This is a genomic window from Candidatus Trichorickettsia mobilis (genome assembly GCF_963422225.1).
GTDB classification, from domain to species: Bacteria; Pseudomonadota; Alphaproteobacteria; order Rickettsiales; family Rickettsiaceae; genus Trichorickettsia; species Trichorickettsia mobilis_B.
The window spans coordinates 1179417-1204820 of sequence record NZ_OY728607.1 but is presented as its reverse complement, the minus strand read 5'-3'; the positions used below and the strand labels follow the sequence as shown (position 1 = coordinate 1204820).

The following is a 25404-nucleotide window of genomic DNA, read 5'->3' as shown; positions in this document are numbered from 1 at the left end:
GAACTTGACCTTTAATATTAATTATGCTAATACATACCGTTAGTTATTTAAATAATGGTTAAACTAATGAAAGGCAAAAAAGAAGAATATATACAACAATTACAAAAAGTCTTAACCCAGGATAATTTTTGGAGATTATTTGTTGATGGCAAGAAGCAACAAAAGCCGCCACAACAACAAGCACAACAAGATGGAATAAACGAAGCTGCATTTGGTCATTTAGATTGGGTAATGAGAGAAGCGCATGGTCTGAAAAAAATGCAAGACACGGCTATTTGGTTATTTAGTAAAGAACATATTGATGAACCATTAAGTTATGAACTGTTTACAAAAATTCATAAATCAGCTTTTCCTTTTGAAGATCATTTATTATTTAGTTGGGAGTCTACTATTACTAGCGCAAAAAAAACATTTGGCGTTCCGGCATCATCTGAACAATATCTTACAGCACGTGCTCAACAAATTAAGAATCAGGTTGGTGCTGATAATGCTCCATGGCGGTACGTTCCTATGTCAAATGACGAAGGAGTTATTGAAACAATTTGGACGTTAGAAGAAAAGCAAAAATATCTCGAAATACTAAGTGCACAATATAACTCAACCAAAACAAAATTAGCTAATGATCAAGAGGCTTTACTATTTCATATAGTGACAATGGCACAAACTTTGGAAGATATACATATCGCTTCTGACGGTAATTGTCGTAGTGTTATTACTTTATGGCTAAATAAAGAATTAGTATCGCATGGATTTGCGCCTATAATTCTTGAAGATCCTAATGATTTTGAGCATTATGCAGCTCAACAATTATTATATTTATTAGGTAAGGGTCAGGGAGCTTTCTTTAAATTTTTCACTACTGGATATCCATATAATAACTGTTATACAGATGAAGAAATTCAAAATAATATTTGCCAACTTAAAACTATTGATCCTTTGTATAATACTCATCACGAGAATGAAATAGTCACTCCTAACATAATTAACTATCAGCTTACAAATTATATTTATCATGGTCCTGGAAAAGAAGAAATTCGGCAAATAATTTCTAAACAAGGAGCAGTAAACACTTACGATAAATTTGCTCCTCTTTTAGATGAAACTATCGTTCAGTTAATCTCGACAAGGTATACAGGCAAAGAAAATTATTATCTACTGCATGAAAAAATTACTGCAAAATATTTTAAATATTATTGTGAAGCCAAAAATATTGATATTAATGAAATTGACGATTTATGCGAACAATGGTTGAATTTTATTGGTGTAGTAAGGATGAAGATTGGCCACATTTTTCATTATGATCATCAAATTTCATTAGACCTCTTTCGAAACTCATTTACCAAGCTCCCAATTATATAAACCAGCAATTAAATTGAACCTAAGACCAAATCTTTTGCGTCTATTTCGATATTTATCAGCAATTATTTTAAAACGCTTTAACATACCGATAACATTTTCATTTAATACTCTGTCACTTGCTAAACTTCTATTATTTTTCTTATCTTCTTTAGTTAAAGCATTCTTTTTACTCTTTTTCTTTGGTAGCTCAGAATTTGTATGAATCTTCTGTAAGCCTTGATAACCAGTATCAGTAATCACTTTAACCTCAGGCAGTATATGGGTTCTTGATTCTTTAAATAATTTAAAATCATGACGCTTACCATTGGAAAAAGAAGTGCATATGACTCGTTTGCTTTTCTTATCTACTACTATTTGAGTCTTTAACGTATGTCTTTTCTTTTTACCTGAGTAATAGTATTTCTGTTTTTTTGGGGTCGCTCTATAGGGCTTTCTGTAGCATCTATTAAAACTAATTCATACTCCATACCGCTTTTAACTAGAGCCTTCTTACCTGGAAGAGCAAAATCCGGATGTTTTATTAGAGTGTCTTCAACAAAACGAATTGTTTTAAATGCACTGCTTTCGCTAACTCCATAATTCTTAGCTATATGAAAATAGGTACGGTATTCCCTTAAATATTCAAGTGTCATTAATAGGCTGTCTTCCATACTAAGACTAGCTCTTCTGCCACCTTGGTACCTCCTATTTATTTGTTTCTCTGTCTTTAAAATCCCTACCATCTTTTCAAATGTACTATTTCTTACCCCTGTTAATCTTCTAAAATGCTCTTCCGATAAAATGCTTAAATTTTTATATCTCATATAGTTCTAAATTAAGTAAATTCGACTTTATAACATATTTAGTCCAGTTTCGAAAGAGGTCTATTATTAAATCCAACAACTTGTCATTTACTAGACAATGAATTAAATATTGATCAATTAGCAGTCATAACTAAAAAATTTCCTAAAAAAAGTTCAATATGTGCAACGGCAGAAGAATTATATCAAAAGGCATATGCTGCATATAATGACTCTAATAAATGTATTGAGATGATAGCAGATTTAACTAATAATGTTTGCTGTAGTAAGAAAGAGTTTAGTATAATCCAAGCACATGCATCAGAGTACTTAAATGCAGCTGATAAAAATATTTATGGTATGTTTTTTAAACATTATTCACATTTACTTGATGTGTTATCATATACTCAACCGGAGTTGTTAGGAGAATTTGTAGAGTGAGTTCTATAGTTTTAGCAAAAGTAATTCGATAATATATTAAGCCAATTGACATTATTATTGGCTTAATATTGTGCGGAATTTTATGAAGTATTTGGGTAGTTCTTTGCTACAAAAGAATAAAAATTTTTTGAAATAGATATATTTTCACAAAATCTCTATTATTTTTGCTCAAAAATCACTATAAATATTCCATAAAATTTGTATACAATGTCTGAATAATTCTATCTACTAAAAATATCTTAAAAAGTCTATAAATTAAATGTTGCCATCCATTGCACAACATGCGAATCAACATGGTATTCATCCATTAAAACGGTATGGACAAAATTTTCTTTTTGATTTTTCTTTATGTGAGAAAATAGTACGAGTTAGCCAACTCAAAATTGGTGCTAATGTAATAGAGGTAGGGCCAGGAACTGCAGGATTAACTAGAGCTATTTTAGCTAGTACACCTAAGTCGCTGACTGTTATTGAAGCAGATTATCGATGTGTAGCTTTACTGGAGGAAATTAAACATTTATATCCAAATTTATGTATCATTCAAGGTGATGCTTTGAACTGGAAATTATCTGACCTAACTACTAACGACAATAAGATCGATATAATTTCTAACCTACCTTATCAAATAGGTACTACTCTATTAATTCAATGGCTAAAAAATACTGATTATCTTAATAGCATCACGGTAATGTTACAACGTGAAGTAGTTGATCGTATCTGTGCAAAACCAGGAACAAAAACTTATGGTAGATTATCAGTACTCTGCCAACTAATTTGTGATGTGCAAAAATGTTTTGATGTTGCGCCTAAAGCATTTTATCCACCACCAAAAGTATACTCAAGCGTGGTACGATTATCTCCATTAGCAGTAATTCCGGAAATATCTATAATAGAGCGGGTAGAATTGATCACAAGAACAGCTTTCTCGCAACGACGTAAAATGCTTAGATCTTCCCTACAGTCTCTAGATAAAAATATTGAAGATATATTATATAGTATTAATATAAACCCGGAGAGTAGAGCTGAGAACCTCACGCCAATAGATTATTTGACTTTAGCCAATTTAAAATTAAATTTCTTATCTTAGATAGGGTGATGTAAACAGTATGAAAATACTAGACAATTATAGTAATTGGAATCAGGAAATTATCATATTTAGCTTGATGATGCTATTTGCTATAATTTTTGTAATGTTTCTACAAAAATTTATGATTTCTACAATTAAACATTTTGTTCATAAATTTAATCCAACTTATGTCAATATATTAGAGCAATATAATTTTTTCCGTTATTTGTTACACAGTTGTTTTGCTTTATATTTATTATTCTGGAGTAATTTATTTCGTCTTAGCGGTATTTTCTCTCCATTTTTTTATAATATACAAAAAATTGTCCTTGCCATATATTCGACCATTGCCATTGCATTGCTATTAATGGCAATAAACAATATTGCAAGCCGAATATATGCAACTAATGCAGTAGTAAAGCGCATTCCTATTCGTTTACACGCACAAATATTAAAAATATTTATCTCAATTTGTGCAGTAGTAATTATTATCTCATACGCTTTCAATATTTCGTTAATTTCTCTAGCAACAAGCTTAGGCGCAACAACTGCATTATTGACCTTTGTATTTAAAGATACGGTGTTAGGTTTATTAGCTAGTTTACAATTAACATTCCAGGATATAGTTCAGGTAGGGGATTGGATATCTGTGCCACAATATAATGTTTTGGGAGAAGTTTTGGAAATTACTATCACGGTAGTCAAAATAAAAAATCCAGATCAAACAACTTCAACTATTCCTACATCAACTTTACTTGCAACAAATGTAATTAACTGGCGAAACGTATATGAAGTAGGCGGTAGGAGGCTGCAAACTTCAATTTACATTGATATAAACACTATAATGTTTTGTTCACAAGAGCTTTTAGCTCACTTGCAGCAAGTATGTCTTGTTTCTGATGATGGCTCTAGAGCGAATGGTGCTGACGGTAAGATAACAAATATTACTCTTTTCCGTTTGTATGCATATAAATACCTGGCAAATCATCAGCAAATACATCAAAAAGAGTTTAATTTTATCGTTCGTGAATTAGATCCCGCTCCTACCGGATTACCTATAGAAATTTATATTTTTACTAAGGAAGTAGAATGGTCTAAATATGAAAATATAAAAGCTGAAATTATTGATCATTTAATTTCAATTTTACCAGAATTTAAATTGAAAGTATTTCAATATCATACTGCCGGCCAACTTTGTGCTCCTCAACTGCTTAAATAATAGATTTAACATGAATAAAGCCTATTGCAACTATCTATTGTGTGCTTTATATTAGTCATATTTTTAAAAGTCTAAATTCTTAAAGAACCAGATCTTATGCTAAATTCTAAACATGTAGTATTAGTAAATGACCAAGACGAAATATTAGGTACTGCAGACAAACTCGCAGTACACGACCTTGATACTCCGTTACATAGAGGAGTATCAGTATTTATTTTTAATACTAAACGGCAATTATTGCTGCAAAGAAGACATCCATCTAAGAAAACATGGCCTAATTTTTGGTCAAATAGTTTTTGCGGTCATCCGCAGTTTGATGAAACATATGAGCAGGCAGCATTTCGTCATGCTCAATTTGAGTTAGGTCTAAAATTAGGCGAACTATCGTTTATTTCTGATTATCGTTATAAATTTATGCATAATAATATTGTGGAGAATGAAATATGTCCTATCTACTTTACAATTTCAGATCAATTAATGTTGCCAAATTTTAAGGAAATCTCAGAAACTAAATGGATAGAATGGACTGAATTTTTATATTCTACTACAACTAAACCAGAAATATTTACTCCTTGGTGTATAGAAGAGGCTAGAATATTACAAGAAAGCGATATATTTAAACAATATTTCCCTGAATTGACTGACTATGTAGCTTCTTTAGTTTAATTATGTGTGCGTTGTAAGTTATAAAGACGCTATGCTAATAGACGAAAGTCTCTGTCATTCCGAACTGATGTCTTTCCGGACAACACGACAGTCATCTCGAACTTGTTTCGGGATCTTATGAAGTCCTGATGAGGTTCCGAAACAAGTTCGGAATGATTTCTATCGGAATCCTAAGAACAGCTGGAGGTGAATATCTTGAAATGGCTTATGCAAGAGGTCTGATTTTATTTTGTAGCCAGTTCATATGTACTATATGTGAATAAAACAATTAACCTATAAGTCAAAATATTTGATCAGATCATCTGGAGAAAGAGCTGTACGATTTTCTCCCTGCATATCACGTATTATCTCTCCATGGTAGAGCATAATTGTTCTATCACCATAATCCAAAGCCTGAGCCATGCTATGAGTGATCATCAGTGCTGTAAGGTTATATTTTTTGATGATTTTATTGGTAAGTTCCATTATTATTTTACCAATTTTAGGATCTAATGCTGCTGTATGTTCATCTAATAATAAAACCTTTGAACCTAATAATGTTGCCATAATTAAACTTAAAGCCTGCCGCTGTCCTCCAGACAAGCTAGCGACTTTATCATTTAATCTTTTTTCCAGATCCATACCAAGCTCAGCTAGAGATTCTTTAAACCATTCTCGAAGATTATGATTCAACCCTAATGCCAATCCTCTGCGGCTACCACGTCTGGAAGCTATACTCATATTCTCTTCTATAGTCAGATTAGTAAAAGTTCCGATCATTGGGTCTTGAAATACACGAGCTACAAAACATGAACGTTGTTCAGTTGATAGTTTAGTTACATCCTGTTTATCAATTAAAACCTTGCCACTATCAGGTGTTATATCTCCAGATAGTATATTCATTATAGTAGATTTGCCAGCACCATTACCACCAATAATTGTAACAAATTGACCGTCTAATACACTTAGATTAATAGCTTTTAGAACGTGATTTTCTAATTTGGTGTTTTTATTAAAACAAACATTAATGTTCTGTAATTCTATCATTTGTTTAACTTAAGGTTTTAACTTATGTAATCGCATAGTAATCGCAACTAATGCTGCAGTAATTAAATTTAAATCTGAGGCCTCAAGACCAATATCGTTGGCATTTAAAGCTAATGCTATGGCAATGCGGTATGCTATTGAACCAAATACACATGTAATTAATCCTATCCATATTTTTTTAGGATGCAATATCGCTTCGCCAATAATTACTGAAGCCAGCCCTCCAATTACTACTCCTGTACCCATTGATATATCTGCGAACCCTTGGGATTGAGTAAATAGGCTGCCAGCAAGAGCCACGATACCATTGCTAAGGCTAAGCGCAATAATTTTCATTAATCCAACATTAATGCCGTAAGCTGTACTTACTTTAGGATTAATTCCTACTGCTCTGATTGCAAGACCAAATTCAGTAGCAAAAAATCTTGTTAGCAATAAAATTAAGATTACCACCATTATAAAAGTTGTAGCGATTACCGAACCTATACTAAAAACTGTTAGATCATCAATTATAGCAATATTAGGCTTTTGCATTATTCTTAAATTGATTGAATACAAAGCAGTCATTGTCAGGATTCCAGCCAGTAATCCTAAAATATCCCATTTAACGTGTAAGTAACCAGTAATAATTCCAGCAATAGCTCCAGCCAGAATAGCAGCTATTGTAGCAATCCAAGGGTTATAACCAACGGTAATCATTGCGGCTGATACAGCAGCGCCTAGAGCAAAAGTGCCGTCAACCGTTAAATCCGGAAAATCAATGATTCTAAAGGTAATAAATACCGCAACTGCTACTAGTGCATAGATCAGACCTATTTCTAATGCTCCCAGAAATTGTAGTTGATTCACTGTGTCTCCTGTAACTCTAATTCTTTGGGAACATGAATATTTAATGTTTCAGCTACTTTATAATTAATTAGTAATTTATTAATTTTTGCTGATTGAATTTTAGTAGCAAGTTCTTTGCCTTCAATGAGATCAGCAATCATATTACCTAGCTGTTTACCACTTTCGAAATAATCACAACCCCATGCCAGTAATAAGCCTTTGGCTACTAAACTTGGATCATTAGCAATCACTGGAATTTTTGCTTTACTGGTAACTTGAATCAAACTATCTAAAGCTGAAACCACTAGATTATCTTTTGATAAATAAATCAATTCTACCTGGCCAATAAGTTTTTGCGTTGCTACCTTAACATCAGCAGAAGAATTGATTGCTACCTGTTGTACTTTAATGCGGTGAGTGGCTGCAAGTTTTTTTAGCATTTCAACAGTTTGAACAGAATTAGATTCGCCAGGATTAAAAATAATGCCGATAGTTTTAAATTTTAATAATTTTTGCGCAATATCTAAAAGTCGAGAGATGTCAGGAGCATCACTGACACCAATTATATTATTAATATGTTCAAACCCCGCAGCTATCGGGTCAGTCACTGCTAAAAAAGCTAAGGTAGAATTATTGCGTGCCCTAAGATTAGCCTGAGCTGACGGAGTGGCAATGGCGATCATAAAGGCTGGATCCAGCGAGGCATGGTATTGAGCAATCTGAACAGCATTAGCTATACTTCCTTGAGCGCTACTGAATTTAATTTCTATGTATGCTGGTAATAATAATCTATCTTTTAATGCTGCTTCGATACCATGCCTTGCATCATCGAGCGCAGGATGATTCACAAATTGGTTGATACTTATCAAAGTCTTACTAGCAACAGCAGTTTGAATAAATAATGAAGTTATAAATATTGTGCAAGTTAGGAAAAGCGTAAAGCTCTTCCTTAGCTGCTCAAGCGAAAATAGTATAGTTAACATAATAATACTCATTAATATTTCTAAAGTATAAAATTGGATAGACGAAGGTCAAAATTGAGAAGTGCTAGGAGTACCTCCGTCTGCGGAGCGCATCGTACTTATAGTTTGTTGCGCACCGCAGATCTTTAAGGAGACAATGCAATTCTCAATTTTCACCGAATATTTGTACCGTATGCCCCAACATCTCTTTAGGTATGGCAATACCTAAAATCTCTGCAGAGGTTTTATTAATAAAAATTTCAGTTTGCTCAGGCTTTTCGACCTTAAGCTTAGTTTCTCCGTTTAGCATTTTTAATAGAAGTTTCCCTGCTGTTCTGCCGACAGCATATTGAGTATAACCAATACACGCTAATACTCCTTGCTTAACTCCAGTAGGTTCATTGGAAAAAAGCGGCAGTTTATGCTTGCGAGCAATTTGTACTATTGTGGGCATACTGGCAAATACGGTATTATCTGAAGGAAGATATACTGCATCAACTTTACCTATAAGTCGATATAAGGCCTGACTTACTTGAGCAGAATTAGGGGTGGTCGATTCAATAATTTGCCATTGATTATTTACAGCAGCTTTTACTAATCCTACCGTTTTGACCGAATTAGCTTCTCCAGTATTGTATAAAATACCAAGAGTTTTGATATTAGGCATTAGCGTTTTGATAAGCGCTATGACTTCTGGGATTGGTGGATAATCCATTGATCCGGTGATACGATCTTCTGCTATTGATAGATCATGAACCAACCCTGCAGCTACCGGGTCTGTAACTGTAGAAAATATAATCGGAATTTTTGTATTTTTGGCTACATTTAGTACAGACTGTGCTGAAGGAGTAGAAATAGCAATAATTGCATCTGGATTAAGATGGATAAAATTTTTGGCAATTAAGCTTGCATTAGCAATGTTACCTTGAGCATTTTGCTGAATTATTTTTAAATTTTCTCCCTCAATATATCCAGATTCTTTTAAAATATCTAGGATTCCAACTTTAGCTTCTTCAAGAGCAGGATGCTGAACAATTTCAGTAATTGCAATTACCGTCTGAGGCTTATGAGGCTTGGCAAACACTGGATTGATATAGGCTAAAATTATTGAGGTGAGTAATAGATACAGTAGATTGATATTAATGGAGAATAACTGTAATTTGTGATCAATTATTTGGGCGATGACACCTGCTGCTTTATTATTAATATTCTGTTCCATAAAATGCTCCTATTCGGTGATAATATATTTAGTAAAGTTTTGAGCGTAGTGCGCCCAAAAATAAAAAATCTTACGTATCGATGGTATCTAAATCGATAAAATCCGAATGCTGAGCAGTATAGTTGAGTCATATCAATAATTTAGGTTCTCTAAGAGCCGGTCTTGAAAGTTAGATACAAGAGAGGCTCTAAATATTACTCGAATACTTTATAATATTTTTAGTGAATTAGTCAAGAAAAACTAATATATTATTATAGTATTTTATAATTTTAGAAGTGCATTTCAAAAAATCAATTTTTAACACCTATAGCGACGTTATTCTCTAGACCATATAGATATGGAGCATTTTTTATTTTTTCTGGGTTTCTTTCGCCATTAAGATTAATTAAAATCAGACGATTATATCCTTGCTTATATTCATTTTGAAAATCATAGACGGTGCCTACAATAACCAATTCCTTATTTTCTAATTCTTTTGTAAATTTTTTTATAGCAATATCAACCTGATTATGGACATTAATAACAACCGCTTGAGATGGAGATAGGTTTTTTGCTATTACCAGATTATCAAGCTCTTGTCGTATTTTTTCTGACTCTTTGCTGTAATCCCCAAGCACTGCCTTTATGGCTCCACAATCCGTATGTCCAATAATCAACAGCACAGGGGTGTGTAGTTTTTTAATGCCATATTCAATTGATCCTGCCAAAGTATTTATTTGATTTCCTATATTGCGGACAAAAAACAAGTCATTAATAGGATTATCATCAATTTTTGACGATTGAAAACGAGAATCTGAGCAAGCTAGTACTGTAACTCGGGGAGTTTGTTGTTTGAATATTGCTTTAATTTCTGTATCTGGATTAGTTTTAACATATCTAGCATTATCGGTAAAAATTTCATCAAGCGCCATGCGAATATCATACTGTGCTTTATCTAATGTGAGCTCAGCTAAAGCAGTGCTGGAGCCGATTATATAACCAGAAAATAACAATAATAATGACCATATTCTCATATAAAACCTTATTTTTGCATTAAAAAAATTCATTATCTTCTACCCATCGCGTATTTTAATAATTCTACTTTAACAAACGATATATGTTCTGCTGCCAGTAGCGCAGCACGTCTTAAAAATTTAAGAGATGATAAATTATTAGAAAAAATACGATTAATATTATCAGTAATAAAATACATTAATCTATTATCAGTTTGTCTTAGTTCTTGGTATTCAGCCAGCATTTCTTGATCAATATTTCTGGAGTTAATTAAATCAGTTAACGCTTGAATATCTTTAATTCCCTGGTTCAATCCTTGTCCTGCTAACGGATGAATAATATGAGCACTATCAGCTATAAGCACTATACGATTATGATAATATTTTCTTGTCAAATAAGCACGCAAAGGAAAATTAGCTATTTCACTATCTATTTTTAATGCTCCCAAAAAATCACCAAAATTTCTTTGTACCATATATTCAAATTCGTCAGTAGGAAGATTTTGTAATAAATCAGCATAGTTTTTAGGTAAGGTCCATACTATCGAAGAATGATTTTCTCCTTTCAATGGTAGTATGGCAAAAGATCCTGAGGGCAAAAAATGTTCAACTGCAGTACCTTCATGTGACTGTTGATGCCATACGTTAAAAGTAAGAGCATTTTGTAAATAATGCTTGGAAATTTCTGCTGAAAAATAAGAAGTATGTATTGTTGATCCTCTGCCATTACATAATATTAATAGCTGGCAGCTTATAAAAGTACCATCAGCTAAATATATATTATTGCCAGATTCTTGGCTGTGAATATTATAATCACTGCATTTATCAATTAAAGTTATTAAAGGATTATTTTGTACTGTTTCTAGTAATATTTTTTTAAACTCGGAGTTTTTAACGATATATCCTAGAGCTTCTGTATTGATTAAATTTTGTGCAAAATGCAGCATTTTTGGTGATTTATTGTCTACTACATAAACATCTAAGATTGGGCTTGCGATCTTATCTACCAATGGCCATAAGCCTAATTTTATTAAGAAATGTTTAGATTCAGCAGTTAAAGCTGTAGTTCGCACATCATGTAAAAATTTACTGTCATCACAAGCCATGCTCTCAAGGATAATAGTAGAAAAACCAGCACTGGCCAATGATAGTGAAGTCAACATTCCACTAAATCCACTACCTAGAATTACTATCTTTGCATCCGAAAAGCTTTTATACTGCTCATCTTTCAACAATTGGTTTTCTGAAATTTCGCGAGCGGAGTTCTTCAAGTAGTAATCTACATTCCGGTGCTTGCTCCTCATTTTAGAATCCAATTCTTGAAATATATGCAGTATACACTCATGATAACTGAACTTCTATTATATTTTGTAATTTTGGAGAAGTAGGGGAGGTAAAAGGCGCAAACCAATTTACTAATTCGCCATTTTTATTGACTAAATATTTATAAAAATTCCATTTGGGGCCAGAGAGCCATCCGAGCCGTTGTCTACTCCAATGAAAAAATGGATGAGCATTATGACCAATGACCTTAGTCTTTGCTGTAATCAAAAAAGAAATATCAAAATTTATTTGACAAAATTCTGCTATTGCTTTATTCGTTCCAGGTTCTTGATTACCAAAATCATTGCTAGGAATGGCTATTACTATTAGTCCTGATTTTTTATATTTTTGCCATAATATTTCAAGATTTGTATATTGCGGTGTGAACCCACATAAACTAGCAGTATTGACAATCAACATTGGGTGGTTTCTGTAATTATCTAACCTGATTTTTTCTACACCAGAAATATTTTCAAATTCGAAATCATAGGCTGTAATAGACATTCATACCTCTTGCAAGCGTCAACTCTCTGGTGAATGGAGTGCCTATAGTAGGCAATTTTAACTGGTCGGCGCTATGCTTTGTGAAAAATATTTCAGGTAAGCTAACGTTGCAATGAAACTTAATAATAAATAAATAATAGCTATATCCACATAGGTATCATTAAATATAAATGTACCTAAAAAACAAATAAATAATGCGATAATATTAGTAATAGTGTTAAGGAACAGTATTTTAATAAAAATATTTCTGTTTTTTATTAGACCGATAATGAGTAATAAAACTATTAATGATAAAAATATTAAACAATAATTTAGCATAATGAGCGCCTGGGAAAAATGACCAAGGTGGTGAATATACGAGAGTGTTCAATGAACTGTGTCAAATCGTCTGAGCTGAGCCGAAGGCAAAGCAATCTAGAAAAAACTCGGCGTCAAAACCCCCACTCGATTGCTTCGACCACTAACGTGGTCTTAGCTCAGACGAGTCTTACTTTATTGATACAAGTGCATTGAAACACTCTCAATAAAAAGCTATTTTGCAGTGCTACTATCTTTGTTGGGCTTTTCTCCAGGATTTTGTATATTAATCAATGGTTTTTGTTTAATCGGTAATTTTTTCTTATATTCTTGTTCTTTAGCTAAATAGCTTTGTGCTTCTTGGGATAATTTTTGATAGGCATCACGCTTTTGCTTATTAATGGCAACTATATTTTTTCTAAAAGCAATGATTTCATCACGTACTTCTGGAGGAATTTTAGCTACAATAACTTTATATTCATCAATGACTTGTTGTTGCACTTGTTGAGTTGTCAAACTTGGATTAGTTTCTTGCTGAGTATCGGCTGCTAGTGCAACGGTATTTATACCGAGCACCAATAAGCAGGTAGTTATAAAATTTTTTACCATAAAATATATTCCTGTCAATATAAAAAAATATGTTGAATTTTTATACGCAATGCCTAATGTTGATTTATTAATTCATTGTAAAGTACGCCAATTATGGCGCCTCACCCATTATAAAATTAAAACATGAACACTCCTTTCAGTCAATCAAAAGATACTTATAAAATTTCTTTTAAAACAAAATATCGGTATCTTGATACTTTTGATACATTGCCAATATCAAACATAATTAATATAAGCTATTACGAAGTTGATTCAAAAACTGTAGAAGCGATGCCAGATGATATCTGGTGTTTTGAAATTTATCTTAGTGAAGAACCAAATTTATTAATTATTCAAGAGCAAATTACAGCATTTGCTGAACTTCATGATTTAGCGGTGCTAGATGAAATAAAACTGCAAAAAATCCATGATCAGGATTGGATTGCGGTATATCACAGTCAGTTAAAGCCCATAATAATAAATCGTTTTTTTATCAGTGCCAGAGCACATAAGGAGTTATGTCCTCAAGATAAAATCGGCATATTTATTGATGCCGCAAGAGCGTTTGGTACAGGAGAGCATAACACCACTGCTGGATGTATTGAAGCAATGGAGGAGTTGGCGCACTTAAAATTTCATAAGATTTTAGATATTGGTACTGGTACTGGTATTTTGAGTTTTGTTGCAAGCCATCTTTGGCGAGATGCTGAAATTTATGGCTGTGATTCCGATGAGGTAGCAATTGAGATTGCTAAAGATAATGCCAAATTTAATGATTTTAATGTTCAGTTTTTTCAAAATTATCCTACAGAATTATTCCCTCCGCCAGCTTCATTACCTAAATATGATTTAATGATTGCTAATATTTTGGCAACTCCATTAGTAATGTTATCTGAGCAAATACAACAAATATCTGCTCCTGCTGCTTATCTAATATTGTCAGGATTTCTTGATCATCAATTATCTGAAATAGTTGATACTTATGAAAAATTGAATTTTAAATCAGTCGCTACTATTTATAAAAACTCATGGGTAATCTTGGTGATGCAATATACTTTTTAGAGCATGAACAGATAAGCGTCTAAGAAGTAATTTTGTCGTCAAAATTCGTCCGTTCTACAGCTAATAAAAGACTGCTTGTGAGCGATATCTAAAGGCTTTTTACGCATGAGTTTCAAAAAAAATCTGATCTAGCTTGACTTTTGTCATTAAAAGTTATACATTTTACTTATAAAAATATAAATTTTTATTAAATCTTTATTTTTATTTTTAGTTAATTATTATGGCATATTTTATGAATCAAACACCTCATTATCTCTTAGAACTAAGAAAAATCATCTGGCCTATTGAATGGCATGAGAGTAAAAAATTCTTACCGATGGCAGCGATGATGTTTTGCATTTTATTCAATTATGCGATCTTAAGATCAGTAAAAGATGGTTTTGTCGTTACAGCGATAGGTCCGGAAGCAATAGGTTTCCTCAAAACTTATATTGTTTTGCCAGCAGCAATACTAGCCATGATAATTTATACAAAACTTTGTAATGCTATGAGTCAGCAAAAAGTCTTTTACGTGATTACTTCATTTTTTATTGTATATATCGCAATCTTTGCTTTTATTTTATACCCTGAACCTGACAAATTCAATCTTGACCCTGAAACAATTGTTCGCTTGAGTGAACAATATCCTAATTTTAAATGGTTCATTAGAATTATAGGATATTGGAGTTTTGCGAGTTTTTATGCTATCTCCGAGCTATGGGGAAGCTTGATGTTAAGTTTATTATTTTGGCAATTTGCAAATCAGATTACTAAAACTGAGGAAGCAAAACGCTTTTACTCAATGTTTGGTTTACTTGGTAATGCTGCTTTACCGTTAGCCTCACTAGTCATTGGTTACTTTTTAAGTGAGAATGTACATATAGTAGCTGAGAAATTTAGGTTTATTCCGGTGCTTATGATTGTAATAGTTAGTGCTGCTACTGTAATGTTTCTGTATGCATGGATTAATGCTAATGTTTTGACGGATCCTACCTTATATACTCCAGCTAGTGGCAAAGTAAAAAAAGCTAAAGTAAAGCTTTCTATAGGTGAAAGTTTAAAAATGATTTTTTCTTCAAAATATTTGGGGCTTATTGCAATACTAGTTTTATCCTATGGTGTATCAATTAATCTTGTGGAAGGAGTATGGAAAGCAAAAGTTAAACAATTATACCCTACGAAAGAGGCTTATACTATGTTTATGGGAGAATTTCAGGCTTGGCAAGGATTTGCGGCAATTATCTTTATGGTTGTTGGTAGTAATATACTCAGACGAGTTTCATGGGGAACAGCGGCGATATTAACTCCTCTAATGATTTTAATCACCGGAGTCGCATTCTTTGCTTTTATATTTTTTGATAATGTAATTGCTATGCATCTAACTGGACTACTATCCTCTGGACCGTTAGTAGTTGCGGTGGTAATTGGTATGATTCAAAATGTACTGAGTAAAGCAACAAAATACTCATTATTTGATTCTACTAAAGAAATGGCATATATTCCTCTTGATGATGAATTAAAAACTAAAGGTAAGGCAGCAGTCGATGTAGTGGGAGGACGGTTTGGTAAGTCTGGTGGTGGGATTATTCAATCTACATTCTTTGCATTGTTGCCAGCATGGGGTTTTGCTGAGGCGACTCCTTATTTTGCAGGAATTTTCTTGATTATAGTTATATTGTGGTTGTATGGCATAAGAGCTTTAAATAAAGAGTATCATAAGCAAATGATTGATCATAGTTATTAGGTTCTGTAAAAAATTTCTCTCTAATGACTGATTCTTGCGTCCTTTTTGCCCTTGAATTCTTAGAGGGTGTATGTAAACAAAACATTAATTGAAATTTTTGTCTATTTTCTTATCTTTCTACTTCAAATTTTATGATAATAGCACCACTATTATCATAAAATTTTGCTTGAAATATTAAAAAATATCCTAAAAACCATCTTAACGTTTTATTTACATACACCCTCTTACATGCTAATGTGTGTTGTGGATCGAGTGGCGAATCATTTAGACCTGTAGATCTGATAAATTAAATAATCCCATAAAATTTGTTTACAGAGTCTAGGATTGGAATTTATAATTTTCATATGAATCCAAAAATTAAGAGATATGCTGCATAATATGAATCCAATAATGGCGTCCGAAGCACAAATCCCCGCCAATAAACCAAAATGCCCTGTATACTTTATATCTCTAGGTGTATAAGGTTGTTTTTAGGTTCTTTTGTAACTGTGCAATTATATCCTCAATATTTATTGTACTTTTTCCTTGTAGGAATACATATTTGCCAATAAAGTTTATGTGTTCCCACCTTACTGGTGATATGCTGTTTAAATAGTTTATTCCTTCTATATTTCCTTGTGCAATGCACTCTGCAAGTAGTTTATCTAGTATAATTGCATTGTATAATATTATAGAGTTTGCTAGTAATCTAGAGCATTGATTCCAGACCTCGTTCTCTAAAATGGTCTGTCCTCTGAACTTTCCACTATGCACTTTTGCTATAGCTCTACGTAGCTGGTGGTAAGACTCAACCCTGTTTAAAGCTTTACGAATTTGACTACGTAAAATATCATCATCTATGAAATCCAGTAAATAGATGCTTTTCAGTATTGAATCATATTCCCAAAGAGCTGTTTTAATTCTGCTATATCTTTTATGAGATGACAACTTACTTATGATTGTAGCTTGTGTTGACTCTTGGGTAGCGAGTGATACAAAAATTCTTTGAATATTTTCCCATTCCTCTGTGATAAGTTTTCTATTGGCGAGTTTAGTAGGTTTGATAAAGCAGTCTTTATAAAGGACCAAAGGTTTCATGCTCCTGAGACTTTTGACTTGTTCTTCCGGATCAGAAAAATTTGGCATAAATAATTTGCTTATGGAATCAAGCGCAGCAAAATTGACTCTGTTGATTGAATGCATGTCTCCCGATACAGCGTCTGGATCAACGTCAGAAGTATTATTATATATAATGTCGTAGGTATAATGGCTCTCATGTTCATTGGCGCCAATAATCTTGCAATTGATCGGTACATGGTTGAGTACCATACTAAATGGGACAATACCTTTTTTTAAGCCAAAATATTTTGGAGAGTATCTAGCTTGCATAGTATCTAGCCTTGTTTCAAACTTTTGACCATCTACTGCAGCCAGTAACTTATCTGGTAAAATGTTCCACGAATTAAAAACCTTCAGACTTGCTATTTTGTTACTGATAATATCGTTAGCTTCTCGTAAATTCTCTAGGCTCAAAAAGTTTTTTTCTATATTACTCAGAGTGCTATAGCTTATATCACAACTTCGCGACATGCGATAAGTACCAAAGCTAAACCCGTTTGCTACAATGCATGCAATGATTCCTTCGTAATCAGCTTTTTGCTTAGAATAACGTGGTTTAATATGATCAAAAGCTTCACAGAAGTTGGTTTGTTCGTTGATAAAATATAGTAATTCGCTGATATTGATATTTGGCACTCCAGCAAAGAAATTGTCATCTTTCTCCTCTATAGTAGGGTTGATTAAATGCCATTTGTGCTGTGTTTTCCCATCCTTATCAACTTTGTCATCTTTAGTCTTGCTCTCTTTTATTTTAATGTGACTGTTTTCTTTACTGGCAATTTTTCTATTCACTTCTAGAATTTTTGTATGAAGTTTTACCTCTAACTCATTAAGTCTTTGTTCTATGTTGACTGCGATATTAGGATAGTTCAGTTTTTGTAGGAGTTCGTCTTTATTTTGCCATACCTTATCAGAGACAAGATCTGCACTCAGGCTTTTGTATTTGATACTTTCGTTACAAAAAATATTTCCTTTATCAATTTCTTTCGCAATAGATTGATATAGATAAAACTCATATTTATCAGGATGATAAGCATTGATCTTGGTAGCTTTGTCTGAGTTTGTTCTTGCTTGCTTTGTACTTTCAGATTTAGCAGTACTATCATTTTTTGCAATATGTAGATACTTTCTGATATTTTTTGGGATAAATTTATCAGGAAATTTATCTGTAGCTACTTTGCTCAAGGGCAAGTCTTTATCAAACACATCCTTCAAGAATGATATGGCTTGCATTAAATCATCATCCTTTTTAATGCTACAAAACTCTATCGATCTGAATAGCATACGGAGGTTGCCCTTGATACGCTTAGCCTTATTAACATAGAATTCCCATTTAGCAGACTCAAAGTCAAAGGATTGTCCCGCAATATAGTCAGCTGTTGGTAGATACTGAGTTTTAGGAAGAATATTGTACGCAGATTTCCAAAAATTTGTATGGTCTATTTGCTCTGCATCTTCTCCCATAAATCTTAATAAGCTACTTACTTTTGGTAAATTATTGTTATAATGGATTGTATGGAGTACGAGCTGCTGATTAGCGTATTCATTGGCTTCTTGAATGAAGTTGTTATTATAATAGATAAAACTGGTAATCAAGATAAGCCACCTATCGGTGGCAGCTTAGCTTTTTACATCTCTTGCCAACTTCTGTTATCAAAGGTAATATGCAAGTCATTACAAATAATCAGAGTAAAAGATGGAAATAATCGGTAAAGGAATCTCTATAAAACATATTTTTCTTGATCGGGGTAATTGGCGTCGATTTCACTGAAAAATATAGCGAGCTGAGGTATGGTATTATCTTTAACGTTACTAAAGTTATATTGTGCGGAACGAAATATTTAGGATTTAAGAGTTATAGCTGCCCTACATGTGATCACGGTAAATCAGTAGTATTTAGTTGTAAAGGTAGATTTTGTTCTCGTTGCGGTAAGAAGCAAACAGATCAATGGATAAGTAAAGCTACCAATGTTCTACCAAAGACACGTTGGCAGCACATTACATTTACAATGCCCGACTCATTATGGCCAATATTTTGGCTTAATCGCAATCTGTTTGGATTAATTTCTGCTGTTGCCGCCGGAATTATTAAGGAAATAGCAACAAAGAAAAAGATTGTAGTCGCTATATTTACTGCCCTGCACACCTTCGGTAGAGATTTAAAACGTAATGTTCATATCCATTTATCGGTTACTTGCGGCGGTATAGATAGCAAGGGTAATTGGCGTAAATTATTTTTCCCTGCCGAGCCTATTAAAAAAATGTGGAGACATAGAATTCTTGAGTTATTTCGCTCAGAATACGCCTCAAGTAATTTGAAATTACCGTCGAAATATCAAAATGATGGCGATTTTAACAACTGGATGATCGGCCTATATGAAATCAGTTGGTATGTTTATTTGCAAAAACCATCAGACGATCATAAACGCAACATAAACTATTTAGGGCGATATATAAAACGACCTCCTATTTCTGAGGCAAGAATAGAGGAATATGATGGACTGCAAGTAACGTTTAGATTTCTTGACCACTACAATAACACGATTGATCACGTCACAATGCCTGTACTGCAGTTTATATCTAGCCTGATTATGCACATACCCGATCGTTATTTTCGAATAATAAGGTACTACGGCTTTTTATCTAACAGAACTAGAGGAATACAACTACCTATTGTATATAAGGCGATAAACCAAATTATACCTAAGAAAATCAAGTCATTGAACTGGAGATTAATGATTTGGTTAAACTTTAAAAAAGATCCGTTATCTTGTCCAAACTGTAATCAATTTATGAGCCTGAGACAGGTTTATTACGGTTTATCTCCACCCTTGTTATTAGTGAAGATCAATGAATTATTGTGAACGCCTCGGTGATATTCATATGGTGAACCGTTGCTTCACGCCACGTTAATATAATTTTAAAAAATTGGCCTATTTTGAGATAGATTTTAAGAGAAGATTTTTATACAAGTGTCAATAATTTCTAATATCACAATTTAACAACCAAATTTTTAAAGAAAATTTTAAAATTTTCAAAAAAATATTTTTGGTAAAATTTTTGAAATTCCTATACTATGAATTAATATCTATTAGTGTAATCACAATTAATTATCAAAACAATTAAGTCAATTTATTAATTGAATATATATAGTACTGTGATTTAACGTCAAGTCATTTGTAAAAGAATTTTTATTATTAAAAGACAAGCTTGTACGCAGGTGATGCTTTGGTTCTGTTGCACCGAATTAGCGGTGTAAGTGTACCTCTGCAAGCTTTGTCGCATCTGTAATTACTGTTCAGCAGAGAGTAAAGAATTGAAATTCTAGACGTTATGCAGCTATTAACATTATAACTAACTCGTATTACATTTAGATTAAATTATTGATAATATGAAAGGATTATTTTAATTTAGTAAATATCAATGATCAGCTACAGCCAAGATTTAAGAGATAGAGTAATTAACTTTTGACTATGCTAAAATTAAAAACTAAAACTCTATAAGCTATATTTCATTTTGATTAAGCGAAGGGGATAAAAGTTGATTGAACTCGTTTTTTTTAAAGCCGTAGGAATCTTATTGCACTGCCTTTTTCCTCTCATTTATTTGATACCATTTATAATTAATACGCACCATACATCCAAAAGCTTAAGACTCAAGATTTTATTAAGAATTTTGTAAATTTTAAAATTTATAATCAGTTGATAGTAAAAACTGGCTGTTGAAAAAACTAATAAAATCTTGTATCTTGACTTCTATACAAACTCATATAATTACTTGAATGGGACTAAACAAATTCATTAATTTAAAATATGGTTTAATTTATGAATACTGATATTGATACTACCATTTTTATTATTTATTTAATTGCAAACGTTGGTTTTGGTTTATATTGGGGAAGAAAAAATAAAACTATCCAAGATTACGCTTTGGGCGGCAGAAATTTTAGCACTGGAACGCTTGTGTCTACAATAATGGCCGGTTACTTAGGTGGTGATTATCTCTTTATTACTTTAGCCCAAGTTTATACTACAGGCCTACATTATGCTATTGGCTGTTTAGGAATGTCATTTGGCTTATTGTTGGTGGCTCATATTTTTGTTCCAAAAATGGGAGAATTTTTAGGAAAAGTTTCTATAGCTGAAGCTTTGGGGGATTTATATGGGAAACGTGTAAGATTAATTGCAGCAATTTGTGGTTCAGTAGTTGCATCAGGCTTTATCGCATTACAATTTAAGGTTTTTGCTACTATTTTTAAATCTTACTTAGGGATATCAAGTGACTATGCAATTTATCTGGCTGGTTTTATAGTAGTATCTTACTCAGCTTTTGGTGGTATTAGATCGATTGCATTTACCGATGTAATCCAGTTCTTTACTTTTGGCGTTTTAATACCAGTGCTTAGTATTATTATTTGGCATGAATATACCAATATTAACGGTTTTGATTTTGAGCAAGCAATGAATAATCCTATATTTAATCCTCAAGAATTCTTAGGTTTCTCAAACCCCAAATTTTGGTCATTGACATTCTTATTTATTCTATTTGCACTTCCTAGTTTTGATGCCACTCTTTTTCAAAGAGTAAGTATAGGTCGCTCTACAACACAAGTTACCAAGGCCTTTACTATTTCTTCTATATTGCTGCTATTAATTCTATCTGGAATGTCATGGATTGGATTTTTACTCTTTAATGTCGATCCTACTCTGGAACCAGATAACTTGGTTCATTATATAATAAATAATTATGCTCACGTCGGACTTAAAGGATTTATATTAGTAGGACTCGGTGCAATGTGTATGTCTAATGCAGATGCTAATTTAAATTCTGCCTCAGTGGTATTAACTCATGATTTTCTTACTCTTTTGGGGTTTAAGTTTAAAAATGAATTAATTTTATCTAAACTTATTGCATTAACAATTGGCATGGTTGCGCTATTCTTAGCATCATTGGATTATGACTTGCTTTCTCTAGTTTTTATGACACAAAGCTATAATTTGGTAGCCATGCCATTAATGCTGGCTATTTTAGGATTTCGCACCACAGAAAAAGCGATATTGATAGGGATTGTAGCCCATTTTATTTGTGTACCAATTTGGCGTCAATTTTTTATGGATACTACTGGAATTGATAGTCTTGTACCAGGATGGATTACTAATGCTGTATTTTGCATTGGAAGCCACTACTTGTTAAAACAACAAGGAGGATTTGTTGCTAAAAAAGTATAAACTTTTTGTTATTAAATTTATTAAGAGCTTTAGCTTTTTAACTTTTTGTAAAAACAATTCACCGCAAGAAGAGTTGGTTTATACTGGGCTCGGTATCTTTGGTATCATATCCACTATTTGCACTATGTACTACATATCTGGTGTTTCTGGGCTTCAAGAACAGAAAACATTGATATATATTTATGAAAGCATGCTTATGCTCTCAGTATGTATAGTAACTTATCCTCTTTGGCCCAATATTTTAAAGAAAGATATTATTATACAAGTTATCTGGAATATAGGTGTATTTTATTTACTGATAGTTTGTAGTAGCTTTTTTGTAATGTTAAGTAATTTTGCTGCTTTAGTAACAGTGGTATTTACAGTCAATCTGATAGTAGTAGCAATTTTGATTAGATGGAAGATTGCTGTGGGAATGATTATAGTAGGATTATCTCTAGGCACTCAATTTTATCAATATTACACAGGAGTTAGTATAAAAAATGTAGATATTGGCATAAAATCTAGTTCATTTGTTCTATATGCTTTTCTATTAATTGCTACTGCTATAATTATTTTTCTTAAACCTAAACAAGAACAACAAGCACTTACTGACGAGAAAGTTAATCATCTAGATGATCGTATTATTGATCGAGAAGAAGAATTAGCAAAATCATTAGCTTTGAAAAATGAATTTCTGCGTAATTTAGAGCATGAGCTTCATACTCCAATTACCGGGATAATAAGTATGGGGCAAGTTTTATGGGAAAGTTATGATAACCTAAACGATAAACAACGACGTCAAGCAGCAGAAGAGATAGCAAAAAGCTCTCAGAGATTAAATAGTTTAACTAATAACTTATTAGATTTATCAAAATTATCATCTTTAACCTATGAGCTGCATAAAACTAATGTGAATTTTAGCAAACTTGTACGTGATCGTCTGGATCATTGCAAAAAATTATATCTAAATAACAAAGAACTGCAATTCTTTACTGAAATAGAGCCTAACATCGAAATAAATTGTGATCAGCGCTATATCACCTCTACTATTGATAATTTAATTATCAATGCAATTCAGTATAGTGGGATGACGGGTAAAATAACTGTAAAATTGTACAAAATAGCTGCCAACGTAGAATTCAGCATTCAAGACGAAGGTATAGGAATACCACAAAATGAACTTATACATATATTTAGTGCTTTTACCGTTAGCTCTAAAACTCGCACTCCGGCTGGCGGTCGAGGAATAGGACTTGCTTTATGCGAAAAAGCTATCAAAGCTCATGGTGGCACTATTCAAGCTGAAAGTAATGGTACGAAGGGAGCAAGGTTCAAGTTTAGTTTATCGTATTAATCAATATAAGCATTGTTGTAAGTTTAAAATAAGATTCAATACAACTGGTAGAAGTCAAGATTTGATGGAAGCTTCGATTTTCCACTTCTCTATTAGCGGATAGATTTGTACTTTTGCACGGGGTTTTGAAACAAACCTAAATGCGCTGTAGGTTCGAGGTGCACCACCTCTCTCATGCTTTAGTTTGTGAGAGAGGTCGATGTCATTTGAAAAATGGTAATTTTTTATTAGTATGAGTAGTACAATCATTATCGATTGTTATTATTTTTTTATCCATTGCTTCTTCATTATTATTTTCGTCTACTGCATTAATATTTGTTTTTTCTATCCGTGTAACCAGCTCCGTATCTGTAATATCATCGATAATTAATTTTGTTTTCATAATAGTGGCATATCTTTAATAATTAGATTTATAAAATTGAGAATGATAATATAATAATGTGTTAAATTGCTATCGCAACTACCTCCTTATTCTATGTTATACAAGAGATCTTGGATCAACAGAGAACTGATTAAATTACAAAAACAGGACAAGCGCACTACAGAGCATAAATTCCCTTTTGTACTTAATTTACCTCCATATTGATGACGTTTGGCTAAGCCACGTTACAATTATTGGAGTTAATCAGGCTCAATTAATCTGTGCGTATACTAACTACAGCAGACATCCCTGGAACTAAATTAAACTGCTTTACCTTAGGCTCTGTAAAATCCACTAGCACTGGAACTCGTTGCACTATTTTAGTAAAATTACCAGTCGCATTATCAGGTGGAAATAAACTAAATTTAGCACCAGTGGCAGGTGAAATACTACGTATCTTCCCAAAAAATTTTTTATTTGGCAACGCATCAAAAATAATCACTGCCTGCATTCCAGCTCTCAATTTAGCTAGCTGTGTTTCCTTAAAATTTACTCGGATATACAATTTATTATTTGGCACAATAGAGAATAAAGGTACGCCAGGTTGGATAAAATTACCTACCCGTAATCCGCTATTTGAAACTATGCCATCAATGGGAGTTATAATTTTGGTATTATTTAAGTGGAGCGCCGCTATATTACGTTCTTGTATTAACGACTCAAGCTTAGCTTCCGCAACTGCTTGCTGAGTATTTAATAATATAAGATTTTGTTCACTGGTTTGTAAGTTGAAAGTTGTTTGTATACATTCAGATTTTGCTTTCTCAAAGGCAATCCTGGCAATATCAAGTAATTTTCTACTGGTAAAATTATCTTTATTCAGTCCTATAGTTCTTTGATAATCAACTTCTATAATATCCATGTTAGTTTTGGCATGTTTTGCTATTTCTTTACTTTTTTCTAAATTAATTTGTTCTATAACAATTTTTTGTTTTATGATACTAACATCCCTAGTGCTAGCCTCAACATCAGCAACAGCTTTAGCCAAGTTAGCTGTATATTCTCTATCATCGATGGTAGCGATTAGATCGCCGCAAGCAACTTGTGAGTTTTCTAAAACCAGTATTTGATTAATTTTACCACTGATCTCGGCACTAACGTTAGATATATCTGCATCAATATAAGCATTATCAGAAGCTTGGGTATTACACCAAATATAAAATTGGTATGATAAATATAATAATATTATTGCCCCAAGGCATGTAAAATATTTCCAATATTTGAGATTTTGGTATTTTGCTATAGCTTTATGAATAATTGACATTAT

General features: G+C 32.7%; 23 protein-coding genes. 10 read left to right on the top strand and 13 right to left on the bottom strand.

Annotated elements, in window-relative coordinates; genetic code table 11:
• The first annotated feature begins 66 nt into the window (after positions 1-66).
• Positions 67-1359 (top strand): hypothetical protein, encoded by a 1293-nt coding sequence (locus R2I74_RS05680; protein ID WP_316354451.1) that lies wholly within the window; start codon positions 67-69, stop codon positions 1357-1359.
• On the opposite strand, the gene R2I74_RS05675 is transcribed toward R2I74_RS05680, so the two are convergent.
• Positions 1333-2162 (bottom strand): IS5 family transposase gene (locus tag R2I74_RS05675; protein ID WP_316353063.1). Its coding sequence is split into 2 segments (ribosomal slippage): positions 1333-1772 and positions 1772-2162, totalling 831 coding nucleotides; the frame shifts between segments, so codons are not numbered across the junction. The genes R2I74_RS05680 and R2I74_RS05675 overlap by 27 nt on opposite strands.
• A gap of 228 nt (positions 2163-2390) precedes the next feature.
• Here R2I74_RS05675 and R2I74_RS05670 point away from each other — a divergent pair.
• The 4 genes from R2I74_RS05670 to idi all read left to right on the top strand — a co-directional run bounded on the left by R2I74_RS05670 (position 2391) and on the right by idi (position 5530).
• Positions 2391-2579: a hypothetical protein gene (locus tag R2I74_RS05670; RefSeq protein ID WP_316354449.1), complete on the top strand. Its 189-nt coding sequence runs from the start codon at positions 2391-2393 to the stop codon at positions 2577-2579.
• Positions 2580-2838: 259 nt separating this feature from the next.
• Positions 2839-3666, top strand: a complete 828-nt coding sequence (gene rsmA, locus R2I74_RS05665) for a 16S rRNA (adenine(1518)-N(6)/adenine(1519)-N(6))-dimethyltransferase RsmA (RefSeq protein WP_316354447.1) — start codon at positions 2839-2841, stop codon at positions 3664-3666.
• A 19-nt stretch (positions 3667-3685) separates the two neighbouring features.
• Complete coding sequence (locus R2I74_RS05660; RefSeq protein WP_316354445.1) at positions 3686-4864, top strand: mechanosensitive ion channel family protein; 1179 nt, start codon at positions 3686-3688, stop codon at positions 4862-4864.
• A 96-nt stretch (positions 4865-4960) separates the two neighbouring features.
• A complete protein-coding gene (idi, locus tag R2I74_RS05655) occupies positions 4961-5530 on the top strand; it encodes an isopentenyl-diphosphate Delta-isomerase (RefSeq protein ID WP_316354443.1) in 570 nt (189 codons plus the stop codon).
• Between the two features lie 273 nt (positions 5531-5803).
• On the opposite strand, the gene R2I74_RS05650 is transcribed toward idi, so the two are convergent.
• The 9 genes from R2I74_RS05650 to R2I74_RS05610 all read right to left on the bottom strand — a co-directional run bounded on the left by R2I74_RS05650 (position 5804) and on the right by R2I74_RS05610 (position 13257).
• A complete protein-coding gene (locus R2I74_RS05650; RefSeq protein ID WP_316354441.1) occupies positions 5804-6556 on the bottom strand; it encodes an ABC transporter ATP-binding protein in 753 nt (250 codons plus the stop codon).
• 9 nt (positions 6557-6565) lie between these two features.
• Complete coding sequence (locus R2I74_RS05645) at positions 6566-7405, bottom strand: ABC transporter permease (protein ID WP_316354439.1); 840 nt, start codon at positions 7403-7405, stop codon at positions 6566-6568.
• Positions 7402-8367, bottom strand: coding sequence for an ABC transporter substrate-binding protein (locus tag R2I74_RS05640; RefSeq protein WP_316354438.1), 966 nt, complete (start codon positions 8365-8367; stop codon positions 7402-7404). The genes R2I74_RS05645 and R2I74_RS05640 overlap by 4 nt, the downstream gene beginning before the upstream one ends.
• 145 nt (positions 8368-8512) lie before the next feature.
• Positions 8513-9565 (bottom strand): ABC transporter substrate-binding protein, encoded by a 1053-nt coding sequence (locus R2I74_RS05635; protein WP_316354436.1) that lies wholly within the window; start codon positions 9563-9565, stop codon positions 8513-8515.
• A gap of 290 nt (positions 9566-9855) precedes the next feature.
• Complete coding sequence (locus R2I74_RS05630) at positions 9856-10611, bottom strand: carbonic anhydrase (RefSeq protein WP_316354434.1); 756 nt, start codon at positions 10609-10611, stop codon at positions 9856-9858.
• Entirely contained in the window at positions 10611-11792 is a 1182-nt protein-coding gene (locus R2I74_RS05625; RefSeq protein WP_316354432.1) for an FAD-dependent monooxygenase, read from the bottom strand. Before R2I74_RS05625 ends, R2I74_RS05630 begins: the two co-directional genes overlap by 1 nt.
• 106 nt (positions 11793-11898) lie before the next feature.
• Positions 11899-12384, bottom strand: coding sequence for a glutathione peroxidase (locus tag R2I74_RS05620; protein WP_316354430.1), 486 nt, complete (start codon positions 12382-12384; stop codon positions 11899-11901).
• A 57-nt stretch (positions 12385-12441) separates the two neighbouring features.
• Positions 12442-12702 (bottom strand): monovalent cation/H+ antiporter complex subunit F, encoded by a 261-nt coding sequence (locus tag R2I74_RS05615; protein WP_316354428.1) that lies wholly within the window; start codon positions 12700-12702, stop codon positions 12442-12444.
• A 213-nt stretch (positions 12703-12915) separates the two neighbouring features.
• Positions 12916-13257, bottom strand: coding sequence for a hypothetical protein (locus R2I74_RS05610; protein ID WP_316354427.1), 342 nt, complete (start codon positions 13255-13257; stop codon positions 12916-12918).
• A 156-nt stretch (positions 13258-13413) separates the two neighbouring features.
• On the opposite strand from R2I74_RS05610, the gene R2I74_RS05605 reads away from it, so the two are divergent.
• Positions 13414-14331 (top strand): 50S ribosomal protein L11 methyltransferase, encoded by a 918-nt coding sequence (locus R2I74_RS05605; protein ID WP_316354426.1) that lies wholly within the window; start codon positions 13414-13416, stop codon positions 14329-14331.
• Between the two features lie 232 nt (positions 14332-14563).
• The gene (locus tag R2I74_RS05600; protein ID WP_316354425.1) at positions 14564-16054 is read left to right on the top strand and encodes an Npt1/Npt2 family nucleotide transporter; all 1491 of its coding nucleotides are present in this window, start codon (positions 14564-14566) and stop codon (positions 16052-16054) included.
• A 450-nt stretch (positions 16055-16504) separates the two neighbouring features.
• On the opposite strand, the gene R2I74_RS05595 is transcribed toward R2I74_RS05600, so the two are convergent.
• Positions 16505-18748, bottom strand: a complete 2244-nt coding sequence (locus R2I74_RS05595) for a Tn3 family transposase (RefSeq protein ID WP_316354424.1) — start codon at positions 18746-18748, stop codon at positions 16505-16507.
• A 143-nt stretch (positions 18749-18891) separates the two neighbouring features.
• Here R2I74_RS05595 and R2I74_RS05590 point away from each other — a divergent pair, with 143 nt between their 5' ends.
• The 3 genes from R2I74_RS05590 (at position 18892) to R2I74_RS05580 (ending at position 23716) form a co-directional block, all read left to right on the top strand.
• Positions 18892-20016 carry an IS91 family transposase gene (locus R2I74_RS05590; RefSeq protein ID WP_316352999.1) on the top strand — a complete coding sequence of 375 codons (1125 nt, stop codon included), beginning with the start codon at positions 18892-18894 and terminating at the stop codon, positions 20014-20016.
• Between the two features lie 960 nt (positions 20017-20976).
• On the top strand, positions 20977-22380 hold the full coding sequence (locus R2I74_RS05585; protein WP_316354422.1) for a sodium:solute symporter family protein: 1404 nt from the start codon (positions 20977-20979) through the stop codon (positions 22378-22380).
• Positions 22364-23716: a sensor histidine kinase gene (locus tag R2I74_RS05580; protein WP_316354421.1), complete on the top strand. Its 1353-nt coding sequence runs from the start codon at positions 22364-22366 to the stop codon at positions 23714-23716. Before R2I74_RS05585 ends, R2I74_RS05580 begins: the two co-directional genes overlap by 17 nt.
• A 202-nt stretch (positions 23717-23918) precedes the next feature.
• Here the strand turns inward: R2I74_RS05580 and R2I74_RS05575 are convergent, their stop codons facing one another.
• Together R2I74_RS05575 and R2I74_RS05570 are read right to left on the bottom strand one after the other, a co-directional pair.
• Positions 23919-24098 carry a hypothetical protein gene (locus R2I74_RS05575; RefSeq protein ID WP_316354420.1) on the bottom strand — a complete coding sequence of 60 codons (180 nt, stop codon included), beginning with the start codon at positions 24096-24098 and terminating at the stop codon, positions 23919-23921.
• 253 nt (positions 24099-24351) lie between these two features.
• Positions 24352-25404 carry an HlyD family secretion protein gene (locus tag R2I74_RS05570; RefSeq protein WP_316355321.1) on the bottom strand — a complete coding sequence of 351 codons (1053 nt, stop codon included), beginning with the start codon at positions 25402-25404 and terminating at the stop codon, positions 24352-24354.

What these genes read in the sequence shown, in the direction of transcription:
- R2I74_RS05660 (WP_316354445.1), top strand. Translation starts at nt 3,686, where the DNA reads ATGAAAATACTAGACAATTATAGTAATTGGAATCAGGAAATTATCATA.
- R2I74_RS05585 (WP_316354422.1), top strand. Translation starts at nt 20,977, where the DNA reads ATGAATACTGATATTGATACTACCATTTTTATTATTTATTTAATTGCA.
- R2I74_RS05680 (WP_316354451.1), top strand. Translation starts at nt 67, where the DNA reads ATGAAAGGCAAAAAAGAAGAATATATACAACAATTACAAAAAGTCTTA.
- R2I74_RS05670 (WP_316354449.1), top strand. Translation starts at nt 2,391, where the DNA reads ATGATAGCAGATTTAACTAATAATGTTTGCTGTAGTAAGAAAGAGTTT.
- R2I74_RS05575 (WP_316354420.1), bottom strand. Translation starts at nt 24,098, where the DNA reads ATGAAAACAAAATTAATTATCGATGATATTACAGATACGGAGCTGGTT.
- idi (WP_316354443.1), top strand. Translation starts at nt 4,961, where the DNA reads ATGCTAAATTCTAAACATGTAGTATTAGTAAATGACCAAGACGAAATA.
- R2I74_RS05620 (WP_316354430.1), bottom strand. Translation starts at nt 12,384, where the DNA reads ATGTCTATTACAGCCTATGATTTCGAATTTGAAAATATTTCTGGTGTA.
- R2I74_RS05640 (WP_316354438.1), bottom strand. Translation starts at nt 8,367, where the DNA reads ATGTTAACTATACTATTTTCGCTTGAGCAGCTAAGGAAGAGCTTTACG.
- R2I74_RS05650 (WP_316354441.1), bottom strand. Translation starts at nt 6,556, where the DNA reads ATGATAGAATTACAGAACATTAATGTTTGTTTTAATAAAAACACCAAA.
- R2I74_RS05600 (WP_316354425.1), top strand. Translation starts at nt 14,564, where the DNA reads ATGAATCAAACACCTCATTATCTCTTAGAACTAAGAAAAATCATCTGG.
- R2I74_RS05605 (WP_316354426.1), top strand. Translation starts at nt 13,414, where the DNA reads ATGAACACTCCTTTCAGTCAATCAAAAGATACTTATAAAATTTCTTTT.
- R2I74_RS05630 (WP_316354434.1), bottom strand. Translation starts at nt 10,611, where the DNA reads ATGAATTTTTTTAATGCAAAAATAAGGTTTTATATGAGAATATGGTCA.
- rsmA (WP_316354447.1), top strand. Translation starts at nt 2,839, where the DNA reads ATGTTGCCATCCATTGCACAACATGCGAATCAACATGGTATTCATCCA.
- R2I74_RS05615 (WP_316354428.1), bottom strand. Translation starts at nt 12,702, where the DNA reads ATGCTAAATTATTGTTTAATATTTTTATCATTAATAGTTTTATTACTC.
- R2I74_RS05635 (WP_316354436.1), bottom strand. Translation starts at nt 9,565, where the DNA reads ATGGAACAGAATATTAATAATAAAGCAGCAGGTGTCATCGCCCAAATA.